Annotated in this window: 20 protein-coding genes; 10 read left to right on the plus strand and 10 right to left on the minus strand. The window is 70.7% G+C overall.

Going from position 1 to position 26,225, the window contains the following annotated elements; translation table 11 throughout:
- Positions 1–19: 19 nt before the first annotated feature.
- Positions 20–391 (plus strand): VOC family protein, encoded by a 372-nt coding sequence (locus EG812_RS01670; RefSeq protein WP_126710532.1) that lies wholly within the window; start codon positions 20–22, stop codon positions 389–391.
- A 275-nt stretch (positions 392–666) separates the two neighbouring features.
- Here the strand turns inward: EG812_RS01670 and EG812_RS01675 are convergent, their stop codons facing one another.
- On the minus strand, positions 667–1,308 hold the full coding sequence (locus tag EG812_RS01675) for a C39 family peptidase (protein ID WP_126710533.1): 642 nt from the start codon (positions 1,306–1,308) through the stop codon (positions 667–669).
- A 497-nt stretch (positions 1,309–1,805) separates the two neighbouring features.
- Here EG812_RS01675 and EG812_RS01680 point away from each other — a divergent pair, with 497 nt between their 5' ends.
- Positions 1,806–3,479: a right-handed parallel beta-helix repeat-containing protein gene (locus EG812_RS01680; protein ID WP_013734903.1), complete on the plus strand. Its 1,674-nt coding sequence runs from the start codon at positions 1,806–1,808 to the stop codon at positions 3,477–3,479.
- 19 nt (positions 3,480–3,498) lie between these two features.
- On the opposite strand, the gene EG812_RS01685 is transcribed toward EG812_RS01680, so the two are convergent.
- Positions 3,499–3,687: a hypothetical protein gene (locus EG812_RS01685; protein ID WP_193386265.1), complete on the minus strand. Its 189-nt coding sequence runs from the start codon at positions 3,685–3,687 to the stop codon at positions 3,499–3,501.
- A gap of 19 nt (positions 3,688–3,706) precedes the next feature.
- On the opposite strand from EG812_RS01685, the gene EG812_RS01690 reads away from it, so the two are divergent.
- The 5 genes from EG812_RS01690 to pulA all read left to right on the plus strand — a co-directional run bounded on the left by EG812_RS01690 (position 3,707) and on the right by pulA (position 12,114).
- Positions 3,707–4,381, plus strand: coding sequence for a hypothetical protein (locus EG812_RS01690; protein WP_013734901.1), 675 nt, complete (start codon positions 3,707–3,709; stop codon positions 4,379–4,381).
- Positions 4,382–4,418: 37 nt separating this feature from the next.
- Positions 4,419–4,808 (plus strand): DUF6841 family protein, encoded by a 390-nt coding sequence (locus EG812_RS01695; RefSeq protein ID WP_013734900.1) that lies wholly within the window; start codon positions 4,419–4,421, stop codon positions 4,806–4,808.
- Between the two features lie 122 nt (positions 4,809–4,930).
- Positions 4,931–5,662: a hypothetical protein gene (locus EG812_RS01700; protein ID WP_126710534.1), complete on the plus strand. Its 732-nt coding sequence runs from the start codon at positions 4,931–4,933 to the stop codon at positions 5,660–5,662.
- A 145-nt stretch (positions 5,663–5,807) separates the two neighbouring features.
- Entirely contained in the window at positions 5,808–6,491 is a 684-nt protein-coding gene (locus tag EG812_RS01705) for a cellulose binding domain-containing protein (RefSeq protein WP_013734898.1), read from the plus strand.
- A gap of 136 nt (positions 6,492–6,627) precedes the next feature.
- Positions 6,628–12,114, plus strand: a complete 5,487-nt coding sequence (pulA, locus tag EG812_RS01710; protein WP_126710535.1) for a pullulanase-type alpha-1,6-glucosidase — start codon at positions 6,628–6,630, stop codon at positions 12,112–12,114.
- A 224-nt stretch (positions 12,115–12,338) separates the two neighbouring features.
- Here pulA and EG812_RS01715 read toward each other — a convergent pair whose 3' ends face one another.
- The 3 genes from EG812_RS01715 to EG812_RS01725 form a co-directional block, all read right to left on the minus strand.
- On the minus strand, positions 12,339–14,039 hold the full coding sequence (locus EG812_RS01715) for a right-handed parallel beta-helix repeat-containing protein (protein WP_126710536.1): 1,701 nt from the start codon (positions 14,037–14,039) through the stop codon (positions 12,339–12,341).
- Positions 14,040–14,409: 370 nt separating this feature from the next.
- A complete protein-coding gene (locus EG812_RS01720) occupies positions 14,410–16,047 on the minus strand; it encodes a right-handed parallel beta-helix repeat-containing protein (protein WP_502697170.1) in 1,638 nt (545 codons plus the stop codon).
- Positions 16,048–16,416: 369 nt separating this feature from the next.
- Entirely contained in the window at positions 16,417–17,898 is a 1,482-nt protein-coding gene (locus EG812_RS01725; RefSeq protein WP_013734894.1) for an aminopeptidase P family protein, read from the minus strand.
- A gap of 189 nt (positions 17,899–18,087) precedes the next feature.
- Here EG812_RS01725 and asnB point away from each other — a divergent pair, with 189 nt between their 5' ends.
- Entirely contained in the window at positions 18,088–20,049 is a 1,962-nt protein-coding gene (gene asnB / locus EG812_RS01730) for an asparagine synthase (glutamine-hydrolyzing) (protein ID WP_102657604.1), read from the plus strand.
- A 71-nt stretch (positions 20,050–20,120) separates the two neighbouring features.
- Here the strand turns inward: asnB and EG812_RS01735 are convergent, their stop codons facing one another.
- Positions 20,121–21,209, minus strand: a complete 1,089-nt coding sequence (locus tag EG812_RS01735) for a lytic polysaccharide monooxygenase auxiliary activity family 9 protein (protein WP_081476174.1) — start codon at positions 21,207–21,209, stop codon at positions 20,121–20,123.
- Between the two features lie 400 nt (positions 21,210–21,609).
- Between EG812_RS01735 and EG812_RS01740 the strand changes: the two genes are divergently transcribed.
- Positions 21,610–22,545: a PfkB family carbohydrate kinase gene (locus EG812_RS01740; protein WP_126710538.1), complete on the plus strand. Its 936-nt coding sequence runs from the start codon at positions 21,610–21,612 to the stop codon at positions 22,543–22,545.
- A 47-nt stretch (positions 22,546–22,592) separates the two neighbouring features.
- Here the strand turns inward: EG812_RS01740 and EG812_RS01745 are convergent, their stop codons facing one another.
- From EG812_RS01745 to EG812_RS01755, 3 genes are all read right to left on the minus strand, one after another.
- The gene (locus EG812_RS01745) at positions 22,593–23,423 is read right to left on the minus strand and encodes an MBL fold metallo-hydrolase (RefSeq protein ID WP_126710539.1); all 831 of its coding nucleotides are present in this window, start codon (positions 23,421–23,423) and stop codon (positions 22,593–22,595) included.
- On the minus strand, positions 23,420–23,824 hold the full coding sequence (locus EG812_RS01750) for a thioesterase family protein (protein ID WP_126710540.1): 405 nt from the start codon (positions 23,822–23,824) through the stop codon (positions 23,420–23,422). The genes EG812_RS01745 and EG812_RS01750 overlap by 4 nt, the downstream gene beginning before the upstream one ends.
- 108 nt (positions 23,825–23,932) lie before the next feature.
- Complete coding sequence (locus EG812_RS01755; RefSeq protein ID WP_502697171.1) at positions 23,933–25,321, minus strand: PH domain-containing protein; 1,389 nt, start codon at positions 25,319–25,321, stop codon at positions 23,933–23,935.
- 53 nt (positions 25,322–25,374) lie between these two features.
- Here EG812_RS01755 and EG812_RS29870 point away from each other — a divergent pair, with 53 nt between their 5' ends.
- A complete protein-coding gene (locus EG812_RS29870) occupies positions 25,375–25,503 on the plus strand; it encodes a hypothetical protein (RefSeq protein ID WP_013734887.1) in 129 nt (42 codons plus the stop codon).
- Positions 25,504–25,602: 99 nt separating this feature from the next.
- Here the strand turns inward: EG812_RS29870 and EG812_RS01760 are convergent, their stop codons facing one another.
- Entirely contained in the window at positions 25,603–26,142 is a 540-nt protein-coding gene (locus tag EG812_RS01760) for a PH domain-containing protein (RefSeq protein WP_013734886.1), read from the minus strand.
- Positions 26,143–26,225 lie beyond the last annotated feature (83 nt).

Consider the following 26,225-nt stretch of genomic DNA (forward strand, 5'->3'; position numbering starts at 1 on the left):
TGGACGGGAGGTGCTCATCATGATCCATCACGTCCAACTCGCCTGCCCGCGCGACTCCGAGGACCGGTCCCGGGCCTTCTACGTCGACCTGCTCGGCCTGACCGAATTGGCCAAACCACCGACCCTCGCCGCTCGCGGCGGTTGCTGGTTCAGCGGGTACGGCGCCGAACTGCACCTCGGCGTCGAGGACGACTTCCGCCCGGCTCGCAAAGCCCACCCCGCCCTGCTCCGACCTGACCTCGACGCCCTGGCCACCCGCCTCACCGCCGCCGGCTGCCCCGTCACCTGGAGCGACGACCTCCCCGGCCTACGCCGCTTCCACACCACCGACCCCCACGGCAACCGCCTGGAGTTCCTCACCCCCACCCACCCCACCCCCTCGCCGCGTTGATCAAGAGTTTGCGTCTCATCCCGCCCTCCGGGCGACGCAAACCTCTTCATCAACCTGGCGGCGTGTGGGTTATGCCCCGCCCTGCCTCGCCCGCCGGTGTTGTCCGCGGCGATCTTGCAGTTTTGGTCGGGGCGAAGGGTTCATTCCGGGCATTTCGGCGACCGAAAATGCAAGATCGCGAAGGGCTTGGTGGGGTGGGGTGGGGTGGGGTGGGGGACAGGAAGGGCCGGCCCCCGGGGTGGGGGTCGGCCCTTGCCGTTCGCGATGGTGGATCGTCAGCTGGTGGCGGTGTAGCCGCGGGTGGCGATCCAGTCGGCGAGGTTGTCGGTGGTGAGCCAGTACTCGGCGGTGGCGGGGTTGGCGGAGTCGGCGATCTTGACCTGCTTGCCGGCGTCGCGGTAGCCGGTGACGCTGATGTAGTGGCCGCCTTCGAAGCTGTGGGTGGTGCCGGTGGTGTCGGTGGTGGTGCCGGCGATGTTGGCGACCACGGCACGGCCGTCGTCGACGGTGCGCTTGATGTCCTCGCGCAGCTTGTCGGTCTGCTTGTCGTCGGCCTTGGTGCCGGGGATCTCCACCGAGCGGTAGACGTCCTTGCCGGTTTCCTTGTTCAGGACCGGGGTGATGTCGTTGATGGAGTCGGTGCCGTTCTCGGTGGTGCCCATGCGCTTGGCCATGTCGTGCTGGTCGATGTTCTTGCCCTGCACGGACAGTGCGTTGCGGGTGGCGGCGGGGCCGCAGTAGTAGAAGGTGTCCTGGGCTTCGTAGCGCACGTCGAGCTGTCGTTCGGTCTTGTGGTCGCGAGCAGCGGCGACGCCGGGGGTGGTCTGGGCGGCGATGGCGGGGGCGGCGATGCCACCGGCGGTGGCGGCGGCAGCGGCGATGGTCAGGGCGGTCTTGCGCAGCATGGTGGTACGCATGGTGGTGTTCCGCCTTTCGTTTCGGGGGTGCGCGCGGCAGCGATGGGGGTCGCGGGTGCCGCGCGAAAAGGGGGAGATTGTGATGGGCCGTCTCAGGCAGCATCGTGTGGGGCTGCTGCTGTTGGCCTTGTTCGGGCGTGAGGCCCGGTACGAACATCGCGGGAGAGGCTGCTGGGCTGCTCACCGGCCGGGGGCCGTTCACGATGTCCGGGAGATGTGTAACGCCGGATGGGGGGCGGTCATTCCGGCCCGGTCCCGGGGGCGTCGCCGTCGAGGGGGCGTCGCGGTTACCCCCTGTACAACGCCCGGGCTGGGGGCATGATTCCGCCGCCACGGTGACCCGGCACACGCCCACCTGGGCATGAACCGGTCAGCCGTCACGATCGTCGGACTCACGCCAGGCGCGGGGCGGTGGGGAAGTCGCGGTGGGGCGTTTTCGGACACCGGGAGCGGGAAAGCCGGGCGGGCAGGTAGCCGACACAATCGGGGGAGGGCCCGTGGTGCAGCAGGGCCGATCCGTGGCCATCCGTCAGCATCCGGCGCCGGTGGCCGGGGCGCCGTTGTGGTGCGACGCGCGGGAGTACGGACTACAGGGCGACGGGACGACGAACGACCAGCCCGCGCTGGCGGCGCTGGTGGACCGCCTCGGCGAGGGGTACGCGGCCGACGGGCGGGCCCGGGTCATCTACTGCCCGCCCGGAATCTACTCGATCCGGGACGCGGGCACCGTGTGGCGCAGTGGGGTGTCCCTGATCGGCGCGGGGTCGGGTGCGACCCGATTCCTGCTCAGCAACGAGGGCAACCGTGCCGAACCGACGCCGCTGGCGTACTGGACGACCGTCCAGCACGGCGCGGACCGCGACCGGCACATCGCCGACTGCACCTTCGCCGACTTCGAGATCGACGGCTCCGGCGTGGCCATGACCCAGTACGACTATCTGGCGAAGGGACTGGGGCTTCAGTACGTGGTGCGAGGTGTGTTCCGTAATCTGTACATCCATCACACCGGGGCCACCGGGCTGGGTTGCGACTTCCTCCAGGACTGCCTGATCGACGGGGTGGTCGCGGTGGGCTGCGGCCGGCTGGACAACGGCGAGCAGATGGGCGGCGCGGGGATCGGCGTCGGCATCGGTGGTTGGGGTGACGTGGAACGCTGCACCATCTCCAACTGCACCACCCTCGGCAACGGCACCAACGGGATCTTCCTGGAGTTGCAGAAGCCGTACTGGACGCCACCGCGTGGGTATCGCATCATCGCCTGCCACAGCCAGGCCAACCGGTTCGGCATCTCCGACTGGGGTGCGGACGGGCTGATCGTGTCGGCCTGCACCATGACCGGCAACCTGGAAGCCGGGTTCGACGTGTCCGCCAACGGCACCGCCGGCATCGCCGGACGGGGCGGCATCCTCACCAGTTGCGTCATCGACCGCAACGTCGGCGACGGGATCAGTGTGGGCAACACCCCCGGGCCGTACACCATCGAGGGCAACCGGATCAGCGGCAACGGGCGTCATGGCTATCACCAGCACGACCTCGGCAATGGGTTCGAGGGCCCGGCCATGGACATCGTCATCGACAGCAACCAGTTCTGGGACAACGGCCTGGACGGAATTCGGATCGACCGGCCGACGATCGACACGGTGGTGGTGGACAACCGGATCCGTAACAACGGGCGGCAGTGTGCCCCGGCCGCCACGGGCGCCGGAGAGTCGGTGCACTACGCACGCCGTGCCATGACGGACCGCTCCGCGCACTGGCCGATCGACGGCCACCGGGGCAAGGTGCTGCGGGTCGGCACCCGTTACGCCGTGGTGGTCGCCAACACCGATACCGACCTGTCCCTGGCCGACCTGCGTCCCGATGCCGAGAACGCGTGGAACGAGGACGTGCCGCCACCCGGCGCCGCCTACGAACTGCCCAGCCCGGTGCCGATCCGCGCCGGCATCACCATCAACAGCGAATTGCGCTCGGCGACGGTGCGCGGAAACCGGATCTGGGACAACCGGGAGAACCCGACGCAGGGCTACGGCATGTGGATCACACCGCAGGGCAGTTGCGTGTCCTGCCGGGTCGAGGACAACGACCTGGCGGGCAACGCCGAGGGAGCGCTGCGGCTGGAGAACCCTCCGGAGGGTGGTCGCTGGGAACGCAACCACGCCGAGGCGGACTGAGCCTCCGGTCGGGCGGTCGTCAGTCCTGCTCGCCGGCCGGGGAGAAGGAGTTGGCCTCCGCGTGCCGGTTGCGCAGGCGATCCCGGATCTCCTCCGGGGAGTACGCGCGTCGCCGTCGCTCGGCTCGCGCGATGACCACACCGGACGCCGCCACACCGGCCAGACCAGCGAGACCGAGAACCTTCCACCACCGCACTCGTCGCCGCATCCGCCTAGGGTAGACCCTCATGAGTATCAGCCTGGACGAGGCGGTCGAACTGACCCGTACCGGCGACGTGTGGGTGTTCCGGGGACGCAGCGTGCCCGACCGGGCCATCCAGTGGACCACCAACAGCCCGGTCAACCACGTCGGCATGGCGGTCGTGCTGGACGACATGCCGCCGCTGATGTGGCACGCGGAGCTCGGCCGGTCGCTGCCGGACATGTGGACCGGCACCCACCAACGCGGCGTGCAACTGCACGACCTGCGCGACGCGGTCTGTGTCTGGGCCAACCGGTACGGGCAGCGGGCCTGGCTGCGCCAGCTGGAGCCACCGGCCGACCCGGAGATGGAACGGGCGGTGTTGCGGACCATCGCCCGGCTGGACGGCACCCCCTTTCCGTCCACCGCCCAGTTGGCGTGGCGGTGGCTGCGCGGGCGGGTGCCCACGCCGCAGCTGCCCATGCCGCGCCTGCCCATGCGGGCTGCCCGGCAGCGTCCCGCCAACTCCGGTGAGTCGACCCTGGAGACCGCGTACTGCGCGGAGGTCGTCGCGGTCACCTACGAGGCGATGGGGTTGCTGCCCGCCGGCCGCCGACCGAACTGGTACGACCCGGGTCGTTTCTGGAGCGGCGACGACCTCGGTCTTCAGGGCGGCGCCCGGCTCGGCAGCGAGATCGAGGTACGGATGCCGGCCCGCTGAGGTTTGCTCGGCCGGCTGACCGGCAACTTCCTGCGGTGTGACTGCCTCCACCGATCTCGATGCCCTGACCGACTTCTTCGACCGGTACGGTGTGGCCCTGACCTCTGGCGACCTGCCGGCGATCGCCGGCTGTTACACGCTGCCGGGGCTGGTGGTCGCCGACACCTACAGCTTCTCGTTCACCTCGACCGCGGCGGTGGCACTGTCCTTCGTGGGGGCCGCGCCGGACTACAGCGAGCGGGAGCTGGTCGCCGCGCATGCCGACATCGAACAGATTCAGCCCATCTCGGCCCTGCTCACCCTGGTGGCGGTCCGCTGGGAGTTCCTGGACAGCCAGGGGCGGCAGGTGCCGGGCGAACGGTACCGCTACCTGCTGCGGACGACCGATGACGGGCCGGTGATCTGCACCGTCGTGCGGACCGGCTGAGGCCGCCGTCCACGGCACGACCACGCCGGTACGCCGAGCGTCTGATCCCGCCCGCACCGGTGGTTTTGTCCCCGGTTTCCACGTGGCTAGGCTGACGCATCGGTGACCGTGAGGGGGCCTGGATGGCAGTGCGTCCGGTGGGCGACGAGAGCGGCGAACCGACCAGCCGGCGGATCGTGCCCAACGTGATCGCCTCGGCCCCGTGGGTGGCGACCCTGGTCGGTGTCGCGGTGCTGGCCCTGCTGCTGGTGGTGGCGATGCTGTCGTTCCGCGAGCCGGAGCAGCCGACGGCCTGGTCTCCCGGCCCGCCGCTGGTCCTGCCGCAACAGGAGTCCACATCCACCACGACGCCGACCCGTGGCTCCGGTCCGACCGCTACGCCGACGACCGTACCGACCCGCTCGGCACCCACCCGCAGCGCCACGTCGGGCCCGTCCGTTCCGCCGTCGCCGAACGCCTCGTCGGCACGGGCGGCCGACGAGCCGTCCGCGTCGGCCGCACCGACTGCGAAACCGTCGACGTTCCTCGACCTCGGCGGGGTGGAAGCCACGTACCAGGTGATGACCAGCGACCCGGGCTCCTTCCAGGCGGAGCTGGTGATCAGCAATGACACCGCCGGGGCGGTGGGTTGGGTGGTGGATCTGCGCTTCACCAGCGAGGTCACCGGCGTCCGAGCGTCCAGCGGCCCGGGTGTGTCGGTGGGCATCAAGGGCGCGGGCTGGTACGTGCTCAGTGGTACCGGTCAGCTTGCCGCCGAGGCACAGCAGACGGTACGGCTACGGGTCAGCCGTACCGGGGGTGGTGAATACCCGGCACAATGCACGGTCAACGGCTCGGCTTGCGCGCTGTCCTGACCGTCCTGCCGGGTCGCTGAAGACGCGGTCGGGTACTTTCCGAGATCACCAATGATCGTTACCCTTGCCGGGCTGCCCGCTGAGGAGAGACATGTCCGGTATGCGTCGCGCTCCGCGTCCGATGCCGCCCCGTGGAGCTACCGCCGTGGCGTCCTCACCCTGGATCCTGGTGTCGATCGGGCTGGGCGCGATGGTGGTCCTGCTCGTCATCGCGGTGGGGGCGTACCGGGGGCCCGGTCCGGACTTCGACCCCGCCCCGCCGCTGGGCGCCGTGCCGGTGCCGGAGCGTGCGACATCGGCCGGACGGGGTCCGTCGGCGCTGCCGTCGCAGGTGGTGCCCGGGCTCACCCCGCGCCGCACCAACCCACCCCGACCAGCCGGTACGACGGTGGACTCACCCAGGCCGTCGGCCTCGGCCGTACGGTCGTCGCAGCCGCCCCGTCCGGCGATGCCGACCAGTAGCGCGCCGACCGGCAGCACGCCGACCCGCGCACCCGCCGCACCTGCCTCACCGTCCCCGTTCGAGGCGCGCTACCGGGTGACCGACTCCTTCTCCGGCGGCTTCATCGCCGAGGTGTGGATCCGCAACACCTCTCGGCGCGACCGTGAGTGGGTGGCCCGGATCGAGTACCCGGGCGGACGGGTGGTCACGGCCTGGTTGGAGGGAGTGCCACAGGGGACGTTCCGGGGTACCGGCGGCACGCTGACCTATCGCAGTGGTCCGGATCTGCCGGCGGGATCGGCCGTCGCCCTGCGCTTCCACATCGAGTTCGCCTCGCCCCGCCCGGCGAGTTGCACCGTCTCCGGACGGGCCTGCACCGGCCTCTGAGGACGCATCGGCTCCGCACCGGCTTTCAAGCTTGCGCAAACTGTCGGCAATGTTGCCGGCTGGTTTGCAAGGTATTGCAGAATGTTTCGGCAAGGGCTAGCGTGCGGGCCATTCAGCGACCAGAGGAAGGCCGTCGATGAAACCCCCGCCGAAACCGCGCAGAGCCCTGCTCGCCCCCGTCTTCCTGCTCATCCTCACCCTGCTCGGCGCGCCGGTGGTGGTGCACCAGAGCCCCGCCGTGGCCGCGAACAGCACCGGCTCGCCGAGCCCCACCGGGGCGGCGACCTGGCAGTCCGAGCCCAGTGCCAAAGCCCTGCTCGACGCCGGCAGCAGCCGGTCGCGTGCCGAGCAGTTCTACTTCGTACTGCCCGACCGGTTCGCCAACGGCGACCCGCGCAACGACCGGGGCGGCCTGACCGGCGACCGGCTGCGCACCGGGTACGACCCCACCGACAAGGGGTTCTACCAGGGCGGCGACCTCAAGGGGCTGATCGACCGGCTGGACTACGTCCAGGGGCTCGGCACCACCGCGATCTGGCTCGCACCGGTGTTCAAGAACCGGCCCGTGCAGGGCAAGGGCGACGACGTCTCGGCCGGCTACCACGGCTACTGGATCACCGATTTCACCCAGGTCGACCCGCACTTCGGCACCGCTGCCGACCTGAAGAAGCTGGTCGCCTCGGCGCACAAGCGCGGCATCAAGGTCTACCTCGACGTGATCGTCAACCACACCGCCGACGTGATCACCTACGCCGAGGACAGGTACAGCTACATCGACAAGACGACCGCGCCGTACCGCGACGCGCAGGGCCGGCCCTTCGAGGACCGCAACCACGCCGACGGCAGCCGTACCTTCCCGCAGGTGAACACGCGGTCGTTTCCGTACACCCCGAGCTTCGCGAGCCCGGCCGACGCGAAGGTCAAGGTGCCGGGCTGGCTGAACGACCCGACCATGTACCACAACCGTGGTGACTCGACGTTCGTCGGGGAGAACAGCGAGTACGGCGACTTCTTCGGCCTGGACGACCTGTGGACCGAGCGTCCCGAGGTGGTCCGAGGCATGACCAAGATCTACGCCGACTGGGTACGCGACACCGGTGTGGACGGGTTCCGCCTGGACACCGTCAAGCACGTCAACATGGACTTCTGGCCGCAGTTCAGCCAGGGCATCGAGCAGGCCGCCGCCCGCGCCGGCAAGAAGGACTTCTTCATGTTCGGCGAGGTCTACAGCGCCGACCAGGAGATCACCTCCAGCTACGTACGTGAGGGCGCCCTGCCGGCCACCCTGGACTTCGCCTTCCAGGAGGCGGCCCGCGGCTACACCGCCAACGACGGCTCCGCCAAGGCCCTGGCCGACGTGTACGCCCGCGACGACCTCTACGCCGCCCGGGACACTCACGCCGGTCGACTGCCCACCTTCCTGGGCAACCACGACATGGGTCGGATCGGCTCCTTCATCGCCACCGGCCCCACCGACCCGGCCACCCACCTGCGCCGCGACCAGTTGGCCCACGAGCTGATGTTCCTCACCCGGGGACAGCCGGTGGTCTACTCCGGTGACGAGCAGGGCTTCACCGGCGCGGGCGGCGACAAGGACGCCCGGCAGCCGATGTTCGCCTCGCGGACCGCCGACTACCTCGACGACGACCTGCTCGGCACCGACCGCACCCACGCCGAGGACCAGTTCGACCGCAGCCACCCGCTGTACCGCACCATCGCCGGGCTGGGCACGCTGCGCCAGGCACACCCGGCGCTGCGCGACGGGGTGCAGGTGACCCGGCACGCGGCCGACGGGCCGGGCGTCTTCGCCTTCTCCCGCTTCGACCCCGACAACCGCACCGAGTACGTGGTGGCGGTCAACAACGCGGCGACCGCGCAGACTGTCACCGTGGACACCTGGTCGGCCGGCGCCACCTTCGCCGGCATCTACGGCACCACCGGCCGTTCCACCGCCGCCGGCGACGGCAAGCTGACCGTGACCGTGCCGCCGCTGTCCGCGGTGGTGCACCGGGCCGGCAAGCCCGTCCCGCTGCCCACCGCCAAGCCGGGCCTCACCGTCACCGCCCCCGACGCGCCGGCCACCCGGGCCGAGATCACCGCAGCGGTCACCGGGGACCCGCTGGCCACCGTCACGATGGCCGCCCGGGTCGCCGGTGGCCGGTGGACGCTGCTCGGCACCGCCCACCGGGCGCCGTACACCGTGCACCACGACCTGACCGGGCTGGCCGCCGGCACGAAGGTCGAATACCTCGCGGCGGTCCGCGACGGCCGGGGCCGCACCGCCACCACCCGCGCGACCACCACCGTCGGCACCCCGGAGCAGACCGGCTCGTCCCGTGACTGGCTGGTGGTGCACTACCAGCGGCCGGACGGCGACTACACCGACTGGGGCCTCTACACCTGGGGCGACATCGACCCCGAGTACGCCACCGACTGGCCGAAGGGACAGCCGTTCGCCGGCACCGACGCGTACGGGCGGTTCGCCTGGGTGAAGCTCAAGCCGGGCGCGAAATCGGTCGGTTTCCTGGTGGTCGACGCCGACGGCACCAAGGACGTCGAGAACGACCGGACCGTGGACGTGACACAGACCGGCGAGGTCTGGGTCAAGCAGGGCGACCCGGCGACGTACCCGAGCCGGGAGGAGGCGGCCGGTGAGCCGGCGCCGCCGGTCGAGGACGGCACCGCGGTGATCCACTACCGGCGAACCGACGGCAACTACGACGGGTGGGGCCTGCACCTGTGGGACGGCGCCGCCAACCCCACCGACTGGGCGCGGCCGATGCCGCCGACCCGGATCGACTCGTACGGCGCCGAGTTCCGGGTGCCGCTGTCCGAGGGTGCGACCGGGCTGAGCTACATCATCCACCGGGGCGATGAGAAGGATCTGCCGCAGGACCAACGGCTCGACTTCGCCGACGCCGGACGCGAGGTGTGGTTGCTGGCCGCCACGCCGGGCCGGCTGCTGCCGAGCACGGCCACCGGCACCGGTACGGACACCGACATCGGCAAGCAGAAGGCGCACTGGATCGACAGGTCCACCGTGGCCTGGCGCACCGGCGCAGGCGACGGCAAGGCGTACGCCCTGGTGACCGCGCCGGCCGGTGGGGTGCGGGTGGTCGACGGCGAGCTGGTCGGGGCGTACACCTCGCTGCCGTTGACCGCGCAGCGCAACGGGCTCACCGAGGCCCAGCGCGCGGCCTTCCCGCACCTGTGGGACCACCGGACCTTCAGCCTGGACCGGAAGGATCTGTCGAAGGTGCCGGCCGCGTTGCGCGGGCAGTTGCTGGTCACCGAACGGGCCGCCGACGGCACCCTGCTCGGTGCGACCGGGGTGCAGATCCCGGGCGTGCTCGACGACGTGTACGCCCCGGCGACGGCCGCCCGACTGGGTGCCACCTTCACCGGTGGCGTACCGACGCTGGCGGTCTGGGCCCCGACGGCCCGGAACGTGTCGCTGGAGCTGTTCGACTCGCCCACCGCGACACCGCGCCTGGTCGAGATGCGCCGTGATGACCGCACCGGAGTCTGGTCGGCACGGGGGGCCCGGGACTGGACCGGTCGGTACTACCGGTACCGGGTGCAGGCCTGGCAGCCGGCGACGCAGCAGGTGGTCACCGCCTCGGTGACCGATCCGTACTCGGTGGCGCTGGCGGCGGACTCCACGCACAGCCAGATCGTCGACCTGGCCGACCCCAAGCTGGCCCCGGCCGGCTGGGCGAAGCTGCGCAAGCCGGCCGCGCCGCCGGCCGCCAAGGTGCAGATCTCCGAGCTGTCGGTACGCGACTTCTCCATCGCCGACAGCACCGTGCCGGCCGACCGGCGGGGCACCTACCTGGCCTTCACCGACCCGAGCACCGCCGGGATGAAGCACCTGCGGGCGATCAGCGACGCGGGCGTCAACCACCTGCACCTGCTGCCCGCGTTCGACTTCGCCACCATCCCGGAGCGGCGCGCCGACCAGCGGCAGCCCGACTGCGACCTGCCCGCCCTGCCAGCGGACTCGGAGCGCCAGCAGGAGTGCATCGCCGCGGTGCGCGACACCGACGGCTACAACTGGGGGTACGACCCGCTGCACTACACCGTCCCGGAGGGCGGCTACGCCGTCGACCCGAACGGTGCCCGACGCACCACCGAGTTCCGGCAGATGGTCGCCGGGATCAACGGGGCCGGTCTGCGGGTGGTGCTGGACGTCGTCTACAACCACACCTCGGCCGCCGGCACCGACCCCCGCTCGGTGCTCGACCAGATCGTGCCCGGCTACTACCACCGGCTGCTCGACGACGGGACGGTGGCCACCTCCACCTGCTGCGCCAACACCGCACCCGAACACGCGATGATGGGCAAGCTGGTGGTCGACTCGATGGTCACCTGGGCCACCGCGTACAAGGTCGACGGGTTCCGGTTCGACCTGATGGGTCACCACCCGAAGGCGAACATCCTGGCCGTACGTAAGGCGCTGGACAAGCTGACTGTCGCCCGCGACGGGGTGGACGGGAAGAAGATCCTGCTCTACGGCGAGGGCTGGAACTTCGGCGAGGTCGCCGACGACGCTCGATTCGTGCAGGCCACCCAGGCCAACATGGCCGGTACCGGGGTCGGCACCTTCAACGACCGGCTGCGGGACGCGGTGCGCGGTGGTGGCCCGTTCGACGACAACCCGCGCCAGCAGGGCTTCGCGTCCGGGCTGTTCAGCGACCCCAACGGCGACCCGATCAACGGCACCACCGCCGAGCAGCGGGCCCGGCTGCTGCACCAGCACGACCTGATCAAGGTCGGGTTGGTCGGCAACCTGCGCGGCTACCGGTTCACCGACTCGGCGGGCCGGACGGTCACCGGCGATCAGGTCGACTACAACGGCTCACCCGCCGGCTACACCGACGCCCCTGGCGAGGCGATCACCTACGTCGACGCGCACGACAACGAGATCCTGTACGACGCGTTGGCGTACAAGCTGCCGCAGGCCACCCCGGCCACCGACCGGGCCCGGATGCAGGTGCTCGCGTTGAGCACTGTGGTGCTGGGCCAGGGTGCCGGCTTCGTCACCACCGGCACCGAGCGGCTGCGGTCGAAGTCGCTCGATCGAAATTCGTACAATTCGGGTGATTGGTTCAACCAGATCCGTTGGGACTGCGCGCAGGGCAACGGCTTCGGTGCCGGTCTGCCGCCCGCCGAGGACAACCGGGACAAGTGGCCGTACGCGAAGCCGCTGCTGGCCGACCCGAAGCTGGTGCCGGACTGCGGTGCGATCGAGTTGACCGACGCCCGTTACGCCGAGCTGCTGCGGATCCGTAACTCCTCCCCGGTGTTCGGGCTGTCCACGGCGCAGGAGGTGCAGCGGCGGGTCAGCTTCCCGCTGTCCGGTACGGGCGAGACGCCGGGGGTGCTCACCATGACCCTCGACGCGCGGGGTCTCGGCGGGCAGTGGAAGTCGGTGACCGTGGTCTTCAACAGCACTCCGAAGGTGGCGACCCAACGGGTCAGCGGGTTGCGGGGTGCGGACGTGGCGTTGCACCCGGTGCTGCGTACCTCGGCCGACCCGGTGCTGCGTACCGCCGGCTTCGCCGCGTCGACAGGCACGTTCACCGTCCCGGCGCGCAGTGTGGCCGTCTTCGTGCAGCGGTAGGCCGTGCCACGCGAACGGGGGCTGGACCGCACGGTCAGCCCCCGTTCGTGCCCGCAGCGGTCAGACACCGAGGGCCGCCCGGGGGCGGTTCCGGTAAGCGGTGGCAAAGGCCCCGACACCACGCCGTACGTCTCCCGGGACCGGCGTGGACCGGCTCCCTTCCGTGGTCGGAAGGGAGCCGGTCTGCGGTCGGAACCGGTGCCAGTGCCGATCAACCGTGTGGATCAGCCGAAGCAGCCGTCCGGAATCACCGGGCTGCCGAGGCAGTTGGTGGGGCGGTTGTCGGTGATGACGGACTTGTCGTCCAGCACCACGCCGTCGTTTGTGGTGAAGACACCACCCGGCTTGTTGGTGGCGGTGTTGTGGGCCACCTTGGTCTTGGTCAGGTAGACCCAGCCGCCCTTGTTGAAGATGCCAGCACCGGTGGCGTACGGGCCGACGGCCCGGTTGCCGGTGACCTCGGTGTCCCGCAGCGTGGTCTTGCTGTCGTCGTTGAACAGGCCGGCGCCGAAGAACCCGGCGACGTTGTCCTTGATGACGCTGTCGTCGACCGTGGCGGTGCTCCAGTCGACCACTGCCAGGCCGCCGCCAACACCTGCGGTGCTGTTCTTCACGACCGCGCTGTGCGCCAGGGTGAGCTGGCTCTTCTTGGCCGCGAGGATGCCGCCACCGGCGATCAGCGCGGTGTTGTCGGAAACCTTCGAGTGCTTGACGGAGGTCTGACCGCCGATGTCGAGGATGCCGCCGCCGAAGCCGGTGGTCTCGTTCCCCTCGATCTCGGACTTCTCGACGTACAGCGTGCCGTTGTCGATGCCGGCGTGGTGCAGCTTGCCCTTGTACGGCTTGAACTTGACCAGACCGTTGGAGACGCCCGCGCCGCCGATGATCGCCTGGTTGTGCTTCACCAACGACTTCTCGATCTTGAGGACGCCGACGTTGAGGATTCCGCCGCCGAAGAGGAAGGCGGTGTTGTCGACGACCCGGCTCTCGTCGAGCAGGGTCTGGCCGTAGTTGGCCACGGCGCCACCGCTGGCACCGGACCGGTTGTCGACGAACTCGGTGTCGTGGACATCGGCCCGGCCGCCCGGCTGCACCAGCAGGCCCGCGCCGTCAAAGCGGCCCGGCTCCCAGTCGCCCTCGGTTTCGACCTGCCCCTCGGACTGCCACTCCTGCTCCCCGTCGACCTGGGCGGTGGCTGGCGCCGCCGCCGCGTCGATCTCGGCCGGTGGCGCGGCCGGCGCCTTCGGCGCCGCCTGCAACGCGGTGACCAGCGGCTTGCCGCCCTGTACGGCGTCCGTCGCCTCGCCCGAGCCCGAGAACTGTGACCACGTCTCCCGCGGCTCCGGCGCCGACACCTTCTTGGCCGGCGCAGTCTGGCCGCCCTTGATGGTCAGGCCCTTGAGGGTGAGTTCCCCGCCGGGGCCGACGTTGAGGATGCGGAACGGCTTGGCCGTCGAGTCCCGCTCGATCTTGGTCTTGTCGCCCTTGAGGGTGATCGGCTGGGTGATCTTCGGTAGGCCGTTGCCCCACTTGTCGTGCCGGGTGAGCTTGTAGGTGCAGTGCTCGGCCAGCTTCAGCGTGGCACCGTTCCTGTTGTTGGCGAGGGTGATCGCCTCGATCAGCTTGTCGCTGTCGCAGGGCACCTCCCGCGCCCGCTCGTCGTGCCGATCGCGGTCCCGCTTCTTGCCGTCGTGTTCCGCCTTCTTGCCGTGGTGTTCCGCTTCGCCCTGGGCGTCGTCACGGCTGACCTGCTGGGTGGTCGACCACTTCACACCGTTACTGCCGCCGACCGCCCCGGCGCCAGCGACGCCGACCGCGGCGATGCTGACCACGCCGGTCAGTCCGGCAACGCCGCTGGCCACCCAGAGCTTGCGGCGACGCTTCGGCGTCGACCGATCATCGTTGTTCGCTAGGTAGTTGGACATCGGAGCTCTCTGCCCTCTCCTCGTACCAGACAGGGTCGCTCCGCCTCAGGCGGGCGTCCCCTGCTACAAATCGGTTGTAGCTCCCAGAACCCACGGTATGAGAATCTTCCTCACCTCGCGGGCAAATGCGAAACGAACCCGCATTAGGGTCATTACCCGTCCCGCCACCGCAACCCACCCACCTCAACCCACCCCCGGCGCCGGCGGCTGATCAAGAGCTTTTGGTCGTGCTCCTCGCAGTTCGTGACGCAAACTTCTTGATCAACGCGACTGTGGGGTTGGGGAGCGGGGTTGGGGGAGGGCTCCTTCGGGGCGCCGGGTGGCGGCCCGGAGGAGCCCTCCGGCTATGTGGTCTGGCTCTCGGTGTGTCTCAGCCGAAGCAGCGGTCCGGAATGACCGGGCTGCCGAGGCAGTTGGTCGGGCGGTTGTCGATGACCGTGGACTTGCTGTCGATCTCGACGCGGTCGTTGTTGGTGAAGATGCCGCCCGGCTTCTTGGTGGAGAAGTTGAAGGCCACCTTCGACCGGATCAGGCTGACCTTGCCGCCGTCGTTGAAGATCCCGCCGGCCTGTGCGTACCTGCCGACCGCCTGGTTGGCGAGTACCTCGGTGTCCCGCAGCACGGTGAAACCGAAGTTGAAGATTCCGCCACCGTCGCCGTCGGAGACGTTCTCCTTGACGAGGCTGTGCTCGATGACGGCCTTGGTGCCCTCACCGATGCCGATGCCGCCCGCGCGACCCTGGGTGGAGTTCTTCGCGACGAGCACGTGCTTGAGGGTCAGCTGGCTGTCGACGTTGGCGAGCACACCGCCGACATCGGAGCCCGCGGTGTTGTCGGTGAACTCGCTGTGGCTGGCCGAGGTGGTCCCGCCGTTGTCGGCCAGGCCGCCACCGTCACCCGCGGTCCGGTTGTGGCTGATCTTGCTCTTGAAGATGTAGACGGTGCCGCCCTCGATCCCGTACTTGTCGGACGAGCCGTTGGCGATGCCGCCGCCGCCTTCCTCGGCGCTGTTGCGAACCACCTCGGACTCCTCGACCTGGAGAGTTCCGGCGTTGAAGATGCCGCCGCCGAAGCCGCCAGCGCTGTTGCGCTCGATCAGGCTCCGGTCGATGCGCGTGGCGCCGAAGTTGGCGATGGCACCGCCGTCGCCGGCCGCGTGGTTCTGTACGAAGGTGCTGTGCTCGACGACGGCGCGACCACCCTGGTGGACCAGGAGGCCCGCGCCCTCGGTGGGCGTGTGACCGTGCCCGCCGGTGGGCCAGGGAGCCGGCGTCGCCTCCGAACCGGGCCCGGCTCCGGGCGCGGCTGCCGCCTGAGGCGCGGCTGCCGGTGCGGCTGCCGCCTGAGGCGCGACCGCCGGTGTCCCGGGCGCGGCGTCAGCCGCCTCCGGCGTGGCCGTGGGGGCCGTCGCTTCCCCCTTCGACCCCCACCGTACGCGGGGCTTCGAGTCGTCCTTCTTCTTGTCGTCCTTGAGCTGGCCGCCCTTGATGGTCAGGCCCTTGAGGGTGAGTTCCCCGCCGGGGCCGACGTTGAGGATGCGGAACGGCTTGGCCGTCGGGTCCCGCTCGATCCGGGTTTTGTCGCCCTTGAGGGTGATCGGCTGGTTGATCCGTGGCAGGCCGTTACCCCACTCGTCGTGCCGGGTCAGCGTGTAGGTGCAGTGCTCGGCCAGCTTCAGGGTCGCGCCGTCGGTCCGGTTGGCCAGGGTGATCGCGTCGATCAGCTTGTCGGTGTCGCACGGCACCTCCTTCACCCGTTCTCGGCCTTCGAAGCGCTTACCCTTGCCGTCCCGGTCGTCCTTGCCGGCCCGGTTGCCCAGGTCGTCCTTGCCGGACTCCTCGCCACCGGTCTCCTCGGCCTTGTCCGCGTCGCTGACGTGCTGCTTTGGCGCCGACGCCGGCATGTTCGACGCCTCTTGCCGCTCGCCGGACTTCTGGTTACGGGCGGCCACGCCGCCCACGGCGGCCAGGCCGACGACACCGGTCAAGCCGGCTACCCCGGCGGCCACCCAAAGCTTCCGTCGTCCTCGTCTCGGTGAGGCCATGGGGGCCTCGCCGGAGGGAGTCGTTAGGTCGTTGGACATCAGAGCTTTCCGCCCTTTCCTGCTACCAAACGGGCTCGCACCACCCGAAGGAGGCGCGGGCAGCTACAAATCGGTTGCAGCCTCCGACGACCACCGTATGGGAAGGATCCTCGCGACAAGGGCGTATCCGAAGAAGCCCCACATTTTATGTATTCAGGGCATCTGCCGGTCAAGATGCCAGCCTGGGTAGGAAGCGGGTGACCAGGGTGAACACGGACGGGCCCCGCTCGGGGTGTGCTGGACGTACGAAACGTCGCACACCGCCGGGCGGGGCCCGTCGCGGTCGTGGTGCGGTCAGCCAGGCAGTCGCGGCCCCGCCTCACGCTGCGCGGCCAACCAGGTCTCCACCTCGTCGGACCGGCGGGGCAGGCCGGCCGACAGGTTCACCGCCCCGGAGCTGGTGACCAGGATGTCGTCCTCGATCCGGATGCCGATGCCGCGCAGTTCCTCGGGGACCAGGTCGTCCTCCGGCTGGAAGTACAACCCCGGCTCGACGGTGAGCACGTACCCCTCACCGAGGCTGCCGTCGCGGTAGGCCTCCTTGCGGGCGTTGGAGCAGTCGTGCACGTCGATGCCGAGCATGTGCCCGAACCCGTGCAGCGTCCAGCGGCGGTAGACGGTGGAGGTCTCGTCCATCGCCTCGTCCACGCTCACCGGCAGCAACCCCAGGTCGGCCAGCCCCTCGGCGAGCACCCGCATGCAGGTCAGGTGGACCTCCTTGAAGGCCACGCCCGGCTTGATGGCGTCGATGCCGGCCTGCTGCGAGGCGTACACGATGTCGTAGACCTGCCGCTGCAGAGCGGTGAACCGGCCGTTGACCGGCAGCACCCGGGTCACGTCGGCGGTGTAGAGGTTGCGGCCCTCCACACCCATGTCCATCAGCAGCAGCTCACCCGGTCGGGTGACGCCGTGGTTGTGCACCCAGTGCAGGATCGTGGCGTGCTCGCCGGCACCGACGATCGAGCCGTAGCCGACGTCGTTGCCGTCGTGCCGGGCCCGCAGCGCGAAGATCCCCTCCAGCAGCCGCTCCGAGACCCCGCGGTCGGCCGGCAGCACCCGGGCCACGTCCTCGAAGCCGCGTACGGTGGCGTCGATCGCCTCCTGCAGCTGGCCGATCTCCCACTCGTCCTTGACGAGCTTCTGCTCGGAGATGGCGATGGCCAGCTCCCGGTCCCGGGCCGGCTGGCCCTCCTCGCGTGCACCGTCGTACGCGCGCACCGCGGCGTCCACCCGCGGATCGAACCCACGCAACACCCGGGTACGCGCCGGGGCCAGGTCGGCCAGCGCCCCGTCCAGCTCGGTCAGGTCGACGGTGGGCAGGCCCAGCTCGGTCGACTTCTCGGTAAGGGTGTGCCGCCGCCCCACCCACAGCTCGCCGTGCCGGCTGCGGAAGAACTCGTCGTTCTCCCGCGAGCTGCGCGGCCGCATGTACAGGATGGCGTCGTGCCCCGAACCGTTGGGCCGCATCACCAGCACGCTGTCCGGGTCCTGGTCACCGGTCAGGTACGCGAAGTCGCTGCCCGGACGGAACCGGTACTCGGTGTCGTTGGCCCGGATCTTCTCCCCGCCGGTGGGGATCACCAGCGTCTCGCCCGGGAAGGCGGCCGACAGGGCGGCCCGGCGCTTGGCGTAGTTCGGCACCTCCGGTCGGGGTCCGACCGGCAGCGTGGTGTCCCGCCAGCCCTGCCGCATGAACGCCAGGAACGCCGGGGGAAAGTCCGGGTCGTGTGACTCGGTGCCGTCGGCCGGCTTGCCGTCGGTGCGTTCCTCGGTCATGCCCGCTCCCTTCATGTAGTTGCTGGCCCCGACCGTACCGCGAATCCGGCTCGTTCCGGCCGGGGTGATCACCCCGGGCGGCCCGCGAGACCGCACCGGAGACCGCACCGGACGGCGCGCGGCGAGGTCGGCCCGCCGAGCCCGCCCGTGCCGCAACGCCCGATTCGTACGCGTGGAAAGATGGCAAACATGTGCGGACTCCTGGCTTTTTTCAGTGCACGCGGCGACGCCGCCGCTCACCGCGACAGCATCGCCGGAGCGTTGGAATGCCTGCACCACCGCGGCCCGGACGAGACCGGTGTCGAGGTGGTCGGGGACGCCACCGGTCGGTACGCGGACGGGGTGTTCGCGCACAAGCGGTTGGCGATCATCGACGTCGCGCTCAGCCACGAGCCGCTGCCCTACGCCGACGGGCGTTACCTGCTGACCTTCAACGGCGAGATCTACAACTACATCGAGCTGCGCGAGGAGCTGATCCGCGAGCACGGGGCCCGGTTCGCCACAAACGGTGACGGCGAGGTGATCGTCGCCGGCTACCACTACTGGGGCGAGCAGGTGCTCACCCGGCTACGGGGCATGTTCGCCTTCGTCATCTGGGACCGGCAGGCCCGCCGCGCGTTCGGCGCCCGCGACTACTACGGCATCAAGCCGCTGCACTACCTGGAGACCGCCGACGGGCTCTACCTCGCCTCGGAGAAGAAGGCCCTGCTGCCCTTCGCGCACTCCGCGCACATCGGCGACGCCGGGGTCGACACGGCGAACCTCAGCCACTACCTGACCCTGCAGTACGTCCCCGAGCCGGGCACCCTGCACAAGCAGATCAGCCGGATCGGGTCGGGGGAGTATCTCACCTGGACCCCGGGCGGGCGGATCGACGTACGCCGCTGGTACCGCCCGGTGTTCCGACCCGCCCCGGTCGCCGACGAGCAGAAGCTCTACCACGAGATCCGGGAGACGCTGCGCGAGAGCGTACGCATGCACATGCGCTCCGACGTGCCGGTCGGCTCGTTCCTGTCCAGCGGGATCGACTCCACCGCGGTGGTGGCCCTGGCGCGGGAGTTCAACCCGAACATCCTCACCTTCACCGTCGGTTACGACGTGCCGGGTTACTCCGAGATCGACGTCGCCCAGGAATCGGCCCGGCACCTCGACGTGACCACCATCCCGACCAAGATCGGGCCGGAGGACATGATCGAGGCGCTGCCGAAGATCGTCTGGCACCTGGACGACCCGGTGGCCGACCCCGCGCTGGTGCCGCTCTACTTCGTCGCCAAGAAGGCCGCCGAGCACGTCACGGTGGTGCTCTCCGGCGAGGGCGCCGACGAGTTCTTCGGCGGGTACACGATCTACCGCGAACCGCTCTCGCTGAGCGGCGTCAACGGCCTGCCCGGCGGGGTGCAGAAGGGCCTGCGGGCGGTGTCCAAGGCGATCCCGCAGGGCGTCAAGGGCAAGAGCTTCCTGGAACGCGGCACCACCCCGATCGAGCAGCGCTACTACGGCAACGCGCGGATGTTCACCGAGGAGGAGAAGCAGCACCTGCTGCGTCGCTACGACCCCTCGGTGCGCTACACCGACGTCACCGCGCCGATCTACGCCGAGTGCACCGAACTCGACGACGTCACCAAGATGCAGTACGTCGACCTCTACACCTGGCTGCGCGGCGACATCCTGGTCAAGGCCGACCGGATCTCGATGGCGCACTCGCTTGAGGTGCGGGTGCCGTTCCTCGACCGCGCGGTCTTCGAGGTCGCGGCCAAGATCCCGGTGGATCTGAAGCTGCCGCCGCGCTCCGACGCCACCAAGTACGCCATGCGTCAGGCGTTGCAGGGCGTGGTGCCACCGGCCATCGTCAACCGCAAGAAGCTCGGCTTCCCGACCCCGACCCGGGTCTGGTTGCGCGGCGAGATGTACGAGTGGGCCCGGCACGTGCTGAGCACCTCGGGCGCCGGTGACCTGCTCGACCTGTCGTACGCGCTGCGGCTGCTGGAGGAGCACAAGCGGGAGGAGGCCGACCACTCCCGCAAGGTGTGGACCGTGCTGATCTTCTGCATCTGGCACGCGATCTTCGTGGCGAAGACCCTGGACCCGGGCATCCAGCGCAACCAGTCCGCCCTGCTCACCAAGCCCGTCGTCGGCTCGATGGTGCGCTGAGGCTCAACCGGCGCTGATACGTGCAAGCGGAAGGGGGCCCCGATCGGGGCCCCCTTCGTGGTGCTTGATGGTCAGCTGGCGGAGCAGGTGACCGTCGGAGTCGAGCTGCTTCCACTGGCAAGGAAGCCGAAGCTCGTGGTGCCGTTGGCCCCGAGGGAGCCGTTGTACGACACGTTGCGGGCCGTCACGGTCGATCCGGACGTGGTGTGCGTCGCGTTCCAGACCTGGCTGATCTGCTGGCCGCTGGACAACGTCCAGCTCGCAGCCCAGCCGTTCAACGGCGAGGTGCCGGTGTTCTTGATCTCCACCTCGCCCTGGAATCCACCGGACCAGCTGTTGGTCACCTTGAAGGTGGCCGAGCAGCCACCGTTACCCGCCGGCGGCGGCGTGGTGGGCGGCGGAGTGGTCGGCGGAGGAGTGGTGGGCGGCGGGGTGGTCGGCGGCGGGGTGGTGGGCGGCGGGTTCGTGCCACCGTTGCCGATGCCGGTCACCTCACCGTTGCCGCCGTCGAAGGTCACGTCGGAGCAACCGAAGAAGTTCTCCTGGCTGTCCGAGCGGACCCAGCGGGAGTAGATGATGTGCCGACCGCTCTTGTTCGCCGGCAGCGTGCCGGTGAAGTAGTAGTGGCCGTCGTTGGTGCCGACCGCGCCGCGCTGCGGCGGGTTGGTCACCGTCAGGAACGGCTGCTCCTCCAGGTCGCTCCAGGCCAGCGCGCGGTTCGGGCTCCAGCTGTTCTTGGTCACGTAGAAGTAGAACGTGCCCGGGTGGTGCGCCCAGTTGCTGTACCGGAACTCCATGGTGCGGCCGGCGGTCAGGTGGGTCAGCGGCCAGTCGTCGCGGGCCAGGTCGAAGCCGCGGAAGCCGGTGGCGCCGCCGCTGCACAGCTGACCGTCGGGGATGAAGCCGGTGGTGCGACCGCCGGCGTCCGAGCGCAGCACGCTGAACCAGTTGTACAGGGAGTTCGCACCGCTCTGCGCGACCGCGGCCGAGCAGGCCGGGTTCTGCGGACGGATCTCGCCGGTGGGGGAGAGGCCGTCACGCCAACAGAGGTAGGTGCGGGCGCCCGGCGTCATCGCCGCGCCGTGCGCGGCGGCCGGGTCGGGGCTGGCGGTCACGGCGACGACCGCGCTCGCAGCGAGGGTGACGGCCGCGAAGAACATCGCGGCCAAACGAGGACGGTGCACAGGTTCTCCTGACTCGCGGGGACACCGGTTTGGTGGCCCCGCCGGAACGCGCGGGGTGACGAGGTACGTCTGACCCGCTGCTGTGGCGGATGCGATCGATGCGGCGACCTGCGCCCAGGGCGGATGGCCCAACAGGCGGGTGCCGTCAGCATTCGGTCGACGCGTAAATGCCCTCGCGTGCGATGAACCCGGCGCCGGTGGCGCGCAGCCCCGCGTCACCCGGCACTACCTATCCCAGCATGCCGGGCGCAACGGCGCAATAGTCATTTCTCGATGTCCGATTTCCACCCACATCCAATACCGCGGCTTGCGCGCCCGAGCCGCCCGCACTGTGCCAGCCTGAGCATCACGACTGCCGACGGGAGGGACCGGCTCGATGGGATACGCGGTGGTGCTCGGCGAGGCCCTCGTCGACCTGCTCGACACGGAATGCGACGGCGTACCGGTCTACCGGCAGGCCATCGGCGGTGCCCCGCTGAACGTCGCGGTGGGCATCGCCCGGCTCGGTGGTGCGGCGCAGTTCGTCGGCTCGCTCGGCGACGACGCCCTCGCCGAGCGGATCCGCACCTTCCTCACCACCACGGGGGTCGGCCTGGCCGGCACGGTCACCGCCGCCGTACCGACCACGTTGGCCGTGGCCACCTTCACCGGCGCCGAGCCGGACTTCCGCTTCTACGGCGATCCGCCGTCGTACGCCCTGTTGAAGCCGGACGACCTCGACGTCGCGCTGATCGAGGGCGCGGACGTGCTCTCCTGCGGCTCGATCGTGCTGCTGTCGCCGGGGCCGCTGGCCGCCGCGCGGCGGGCCTGGTCGCTGGCGACCGGCCTGCGGGTGTTCGACCCCAACGTCCGGCCACGGCTGCTGTCCGACCCGGCGGCCCTGGCCGCCCTGCGCGAGGTGGTCGCCGAGTTCGCCGCCGGGGCACACCTGGTCAAGCTGAGCAGCGCCGACGCGGAGGCGCTCTATCCGGGCGAGCCGGTCGAGGGTGTGGCCGCCTACCTGCGGGAGCTGGGGGCGGGCACCGTCGTGGTCACCCTCGGTGCCGCCGGCGCGGTGCTCGCCGCCGCCGGTGCCGATCCGGTACGGGTGCCGGCGCCGAGCGTGACCGCGGTCGACGCCACCGGAGCGGGTGACTCGGTGCTGGCCGCCCTCGTCGCCGACCTGCTGGTCGCCGGTGAGCCGAGCGACCCGACGGGGTGGACCGAGCGGGTCGCCTTCGCGCTGCGCGTCGCCGGGCTGGTCTGCGAGCGTGCCGGCGGCGCCGTCGCCATGCCCACCCGAGCCGAGGTCGCCGACCGTTTCCCCACCTGACCGGGCCAGGCACGCCCCGCACCGGGCCGAGCGGGCCCGGCGTCAGGTCAGGCGGTGCCGTCCAATTCGGCGTAGCCGCGGTGGGCGGCCAGCAGCGCGGGGCGGGCCGGGAACGGTGCGTCGGCGGCGACCCGTTCCGGTGGCGTCGAACCGGTGTGCCCGGCCCGGATCAGCCAGGCCAGCTCGACCAACTGGGCGTGCTGTGCCCGGACGAACTCGGTGTCCACCGGCGCACCGTGCCCCGGCACCACCACCGTCGAGTCGGTCGTCCAGCGCAGCAGTTCGGCCACCGCCTCGGGCCACTGCAACGGGTAGGAATCCTCGAATGCGGGCGGCCCGGACTGCTCGACCAGATCACCGGCGACCAGCACGTCGGCGTCGGGTACGTGCACCACCAGGTCGGCGTCGGTGTGCCCCCGACCGGGATGGCGCAGCACCACCTGCCGGCCCCCGATGTCGAGGGTGGCCTCGGTGTGGACGGTGTGGGTGGGTGCCAGCACGGTGACCTCGGCCAGTTCGTCGGCCAGCTCGGGGTGCTCGTCGCGCAGTTCCGCGTACGCCTCGCGGCGGAGCCGTTCCGGGTCGTCGCGCAACGCCGTCGCGGCCAGTTCATGCGCCCAGATCGGGCGCGGCGGGTCGCCGGCGAGGGTGGCGTTGCCGAAGCAGTGGTCGAAGTGGTGATGGGTGTTGACCAGGGTCAACGGATCACCGGTGACCGCGCGTACGGCGGCGCGGAGCTCGACCGCCTGCCCGACGGTGGACAGGGTGTCGACCAGCAGCGCCTCCCCGTCGCCCAGCACCAGCGTGACGTTGACCGCGAGCAACGGCTCCCGCAGCACCAGCACCCGGTCGGCGACCTCGACGAAACTGCCGCTCATGACGACCGGCCCGCCCGCTCGATGAAGCGCTGCCGGTCGAGCACCACCCGCTCCACCCGTCCCTGCGCGACCGTCTGCTCGCCCTCCACGACTGTCACCTCGAAGGTCAGCCGCCGCTTGTCGACAGCCGTCAGTCGGGCCTGCGCCGTCACCGTACGACCGACCGGTGTCGCGGCCAGGTGCTCCAGTTCGACGCGGGTGCCGACGGTGGTCGTCCCGGCGGGCAGGTGACGGGCGGTCGCCGCCACCGTCGCCGCCTCAGCCAGCGCGAGCACCCGTGGGGTGCCGAGCACAGGTACGTCACCGGAGCCGACGGCCTGGGCGGTGTCGTCGTCGGTGACGGTCAACTCGACCCGGGCCGCCAGGCCCGGCGTCAGGACACGATCCGGCTGCTCCTGCATGGCCACAGCGTAGGTGCTCGCCCCGACCCGGGCGCGTAGCCGGCCACCATCACGCTCGATCAGGGCCTGAACAACCGCGACCCGCCGACGTCGGCCGGTGTCGCGTGGTCACTCCTGGCGGCGGGCGGCGTGACCGCGCGCGGACAACTCCGCCGCCAGCGCCCACGCCTCGGCGAGATCCCGGTCCACCGCCGCGGCCCCGGCCCCGCCCGCCGTGTCGGCGTGCACCGTGGCCAGGCGCAGCCGGCGCTGCAACGGCCCCTGCACCACCCGGACGCTCTGCAACCGGGCGTACGGCACGACCGTCACCTGGCGGGTGAGCAGGCCGGAGCGTACTGCGAAGACCTGCTCGGTCAGGCCGGCGCCGAGCACCCGACGGCTGAGCGGGTTGAGCCAGCGGGCCCGCTCCGGCGGCGGCGTCAGTGGCAGCGCCGACAGGTCGACCCCCGGCAGCACCTCGGCCACGATCGCCTCGGCGGTGGGCAGGTCACCGACCGGCAGCAGGCGATCCGGCCGGCTGCGTTGGTCCGGCTCGCCGGCGGTGTAGCCCGCTACCTCCAGGCGCAGCCGCAGCCAGCCCTTGAACCGCCAGAGCAGCGGCCAGGTCACCCCGATGGTCTGCACCCGGTGCAGCGGTACGGTCTGCACCCTGGTCTCCAGCAGGCCGTTGCGGATCCGCAGGCGGTCGTCGTCGCGAGCCAGTTGGAACTGCCAGTCGTCGAGGACCCGGCGCACCGGTTGCAACACGATGCCCGCCATCGCGGTCAACGTGCTCGCCACCGCGATGAACGACCAGGTGCCCTCGGACAGGAACTGCGCGGCCACGAAGACCACACCGAACGGCAGCAGGAACGCCTGCGGGGTCAGCAACTGGCTGACCAGCAGATCCTGATTGCGTACGGAGTGCAGTGGCCGGCCGGTCGACGGCTCGGCGTTCGGCGTCGCCGTCGGTGCGTACGGTGGCGCGGCACCTGTCACCCCGGCAGCCGGTGCCCCGGCAGGCGGTCGGCCCGCCAGCGACAGCAGGCGTTGCCGCAGCGCGGACGCCTCGGTGACGCTGAGGAAGGCCAGCGGCGCCTCGGTCTTGCCTCCGCCGACCACCTCCAGCCGCAGTTCGGCCAGCCCGGTCAGCTGCGCGAGCAGCGGCCGGACGACCTCGACGGCCTGGAGGCGTTCCAGCGGAATCGCGCGGGTCCGCCGCCAGAGCAGCCCCTCGTGGATCCGCAGCTCCCGGCCCACCACCTGGTAGCCGGTGTTGTACCAACTCACCACGGCCAGCACCGCAGCGCCCAGGACGATCACGGTCACCATCGCCGCGAACCAGCCGAAGCCGACCCGGGACAACGTCGACCAGGACAGCCCGGCGATGACCACCACCAGCGACCTCGCGCTGTGCAGCACCGGGCTCAACGGATGCAGCCGCTGTCGGGTCTGCGCCGTGCCCGGCTGCCCCGACCACCCGTCGGGTGGATACTGCGGCGGCACCGCACCCGGCACATACCCGAGCGGATACCCCGCCGGCGCCTGCCACCCCGGCGGTGGCCCAGCGGGTGCCTGCCACCCCGCTGGTGTCCAGCCTCCTGGCGCTCCCGCCGGTGGCCAGCCTCCTGGCGCTCCTGCCGGTGGCGGCCCGACTGGCGGCGGCCCGACGGGTGGTGGCGCGGCCGCTGGTGGCCTGAGTGGTGGCCCGGCCGGGGGGAGACCCGGCGGCGAATCGGAGGGCGGTGTGGTGCCGGGTGATGGCGTGGCGCGCTCCGAGTCCCAGCCGGTGTGGTCGCTCACAGCCCTTCCGCCCGGTCCTCGCCGAGCGCCGTGAGCCGATCGCGCAACCGGGACGCCTCCGCGGGCCGAAGACCCGGCACCCGGGCGTCGCTCGCCGCCGCGGCGGTGTGCAGCTGCACGGTGGCCAGATCGAAGGCCCGCTCCAGCGGACCCGCGCTGACATCGACGAACTGCATCCGGGAGTACGGCACGATGGAGAGCCGGCGGACCAGCAGCCCGTGCCGCACCAGCAGGTCGTTCTCCCGTTCGGCGTAGCCCCAGGCGCGCACCGCACGGACGATGGTCACCGCCCGCCAGACGGCGAACACCAGGACCACGCCGAGCGCCAGGCCGAAGGGCCAGGCACCGGTGAACCCCCAGGCGACCCCGATCATGATCGACAGTACGACCACCACGCCGGACAGGCGCAGCAACTCCACCCAGATCAGATCGGACGAGATCGACTGCCACCGGACGGTGTTCGGCCACGGCTCAAGTGGGCCGGGCTGCCCGGCAGCCGACGCTGGCACCTGGCCGCCCACCTGCTCACCGCTCACGGGGCACGCCTTTCGTTCGCGACTGCGGGGCTCGCAAGCTCACTCCTCGCGCTCACGGTGCTGGCTCTGTTCGCGACTGCGGG

Origin of the sequence: Verrucosispora sp. FIM060022 (genome assembly GCF_003977705.1) — a bacterium.
Classification (GTDB): Bacteria; Actinomycetota; Actinomycetes; order Mycobacteriales; family Micromonosporaceae; genus Micromonospora; species Micromonospora gifhornensis.

Coding starts and splice junctions, on each gene's coding strand:
- EG812_RS01670 (WP_126710532.1), top strand. CDS start 20: ATGATCCATCACGTCCAACTCGCCTGCCCGCGCGACTCCGAGGACCGG.
- EG812_RS01675 (WP_126710533.1), bottom strand. CDS start 1,308: ATGCGTACCACCATGCTGCGCAAGACCGCCCTGACCATCGCCGCTGCC.
- EG812_RS01685 (WP_193386265.1), bottom strand. CDS start 3,687: ATGCGGCGACGAGTGCGGTGGTGGAAGGTTCTCGGTCTCGCTGGTCTG.
- EG812_RS01690 (WP_013734901.1), top strand. CDS start 3,707: ATGAGTATCAGCCTGGACGAGGCGGTCGAACTGACCCGTACCGGCGAC.
- EG812_RS01700 (WP_126710534.1), top strand. CDS start 4,931: ATGGCAGTGCGTCCGGTGGGCGACGAGAGCGGCGAACCGACCAGCCGG.
- pulA (WP_126710535.1), top strand. CDS start 6,628: ATGAAACCCCCGCCGAAACCGCGCAGAGCCCTGCTCGCCCCCGTCTTC.
- EG812_RS01715 (WP_126710536.1), bottom strand. CDS start 14,039: ATGTCCAACTACCTAGCGAACAACGATGATCGGTCGACGCCGAAGCGT.
- EG812_RS01725 (WP_013734894.1), bottom strand. CDS start 17,898: ATGACCGAGGAACGCACCGACGGCAAGCCGGCCGACGGCACCGAGTCA.
- asnB (WP_102657604.1), top strand. CDS start 18,088: ATGTGCGGACTCCTGGCTTTTTTCAGTGCACGCGGCGACGCCGCCGCT.
- EG812_RS01735 (WP_081476174.1), bottom strand. CDS start 21,209: ATGTTCTTCGCGGCCGTCACCCTCGCTGCGAGCGCGGTCGTCGCCGTG.
- EG812_RS01740 (WP_126710538.1), top strand. CDS start 21,610: ATGGGATACGCGGTGGTGCTCGGCGAGGCCCTCGTCGACCTGCTCGAC.
- EG812_RS01745 (WP_126710539.1), bottom strand. CDS start 23,423: ATGAGCGGCAGTTTCGTCGAGGTCGCCGACCGGGTGCTGGTGCTGCGG.
- EG812_RS01750 (WP_126710540.1), bottom strand. CDS start 23,824: ATGCAGGAGCAGCCGGATCGTGTCCTGACGCCGGGCCTGGCGGCCCGG.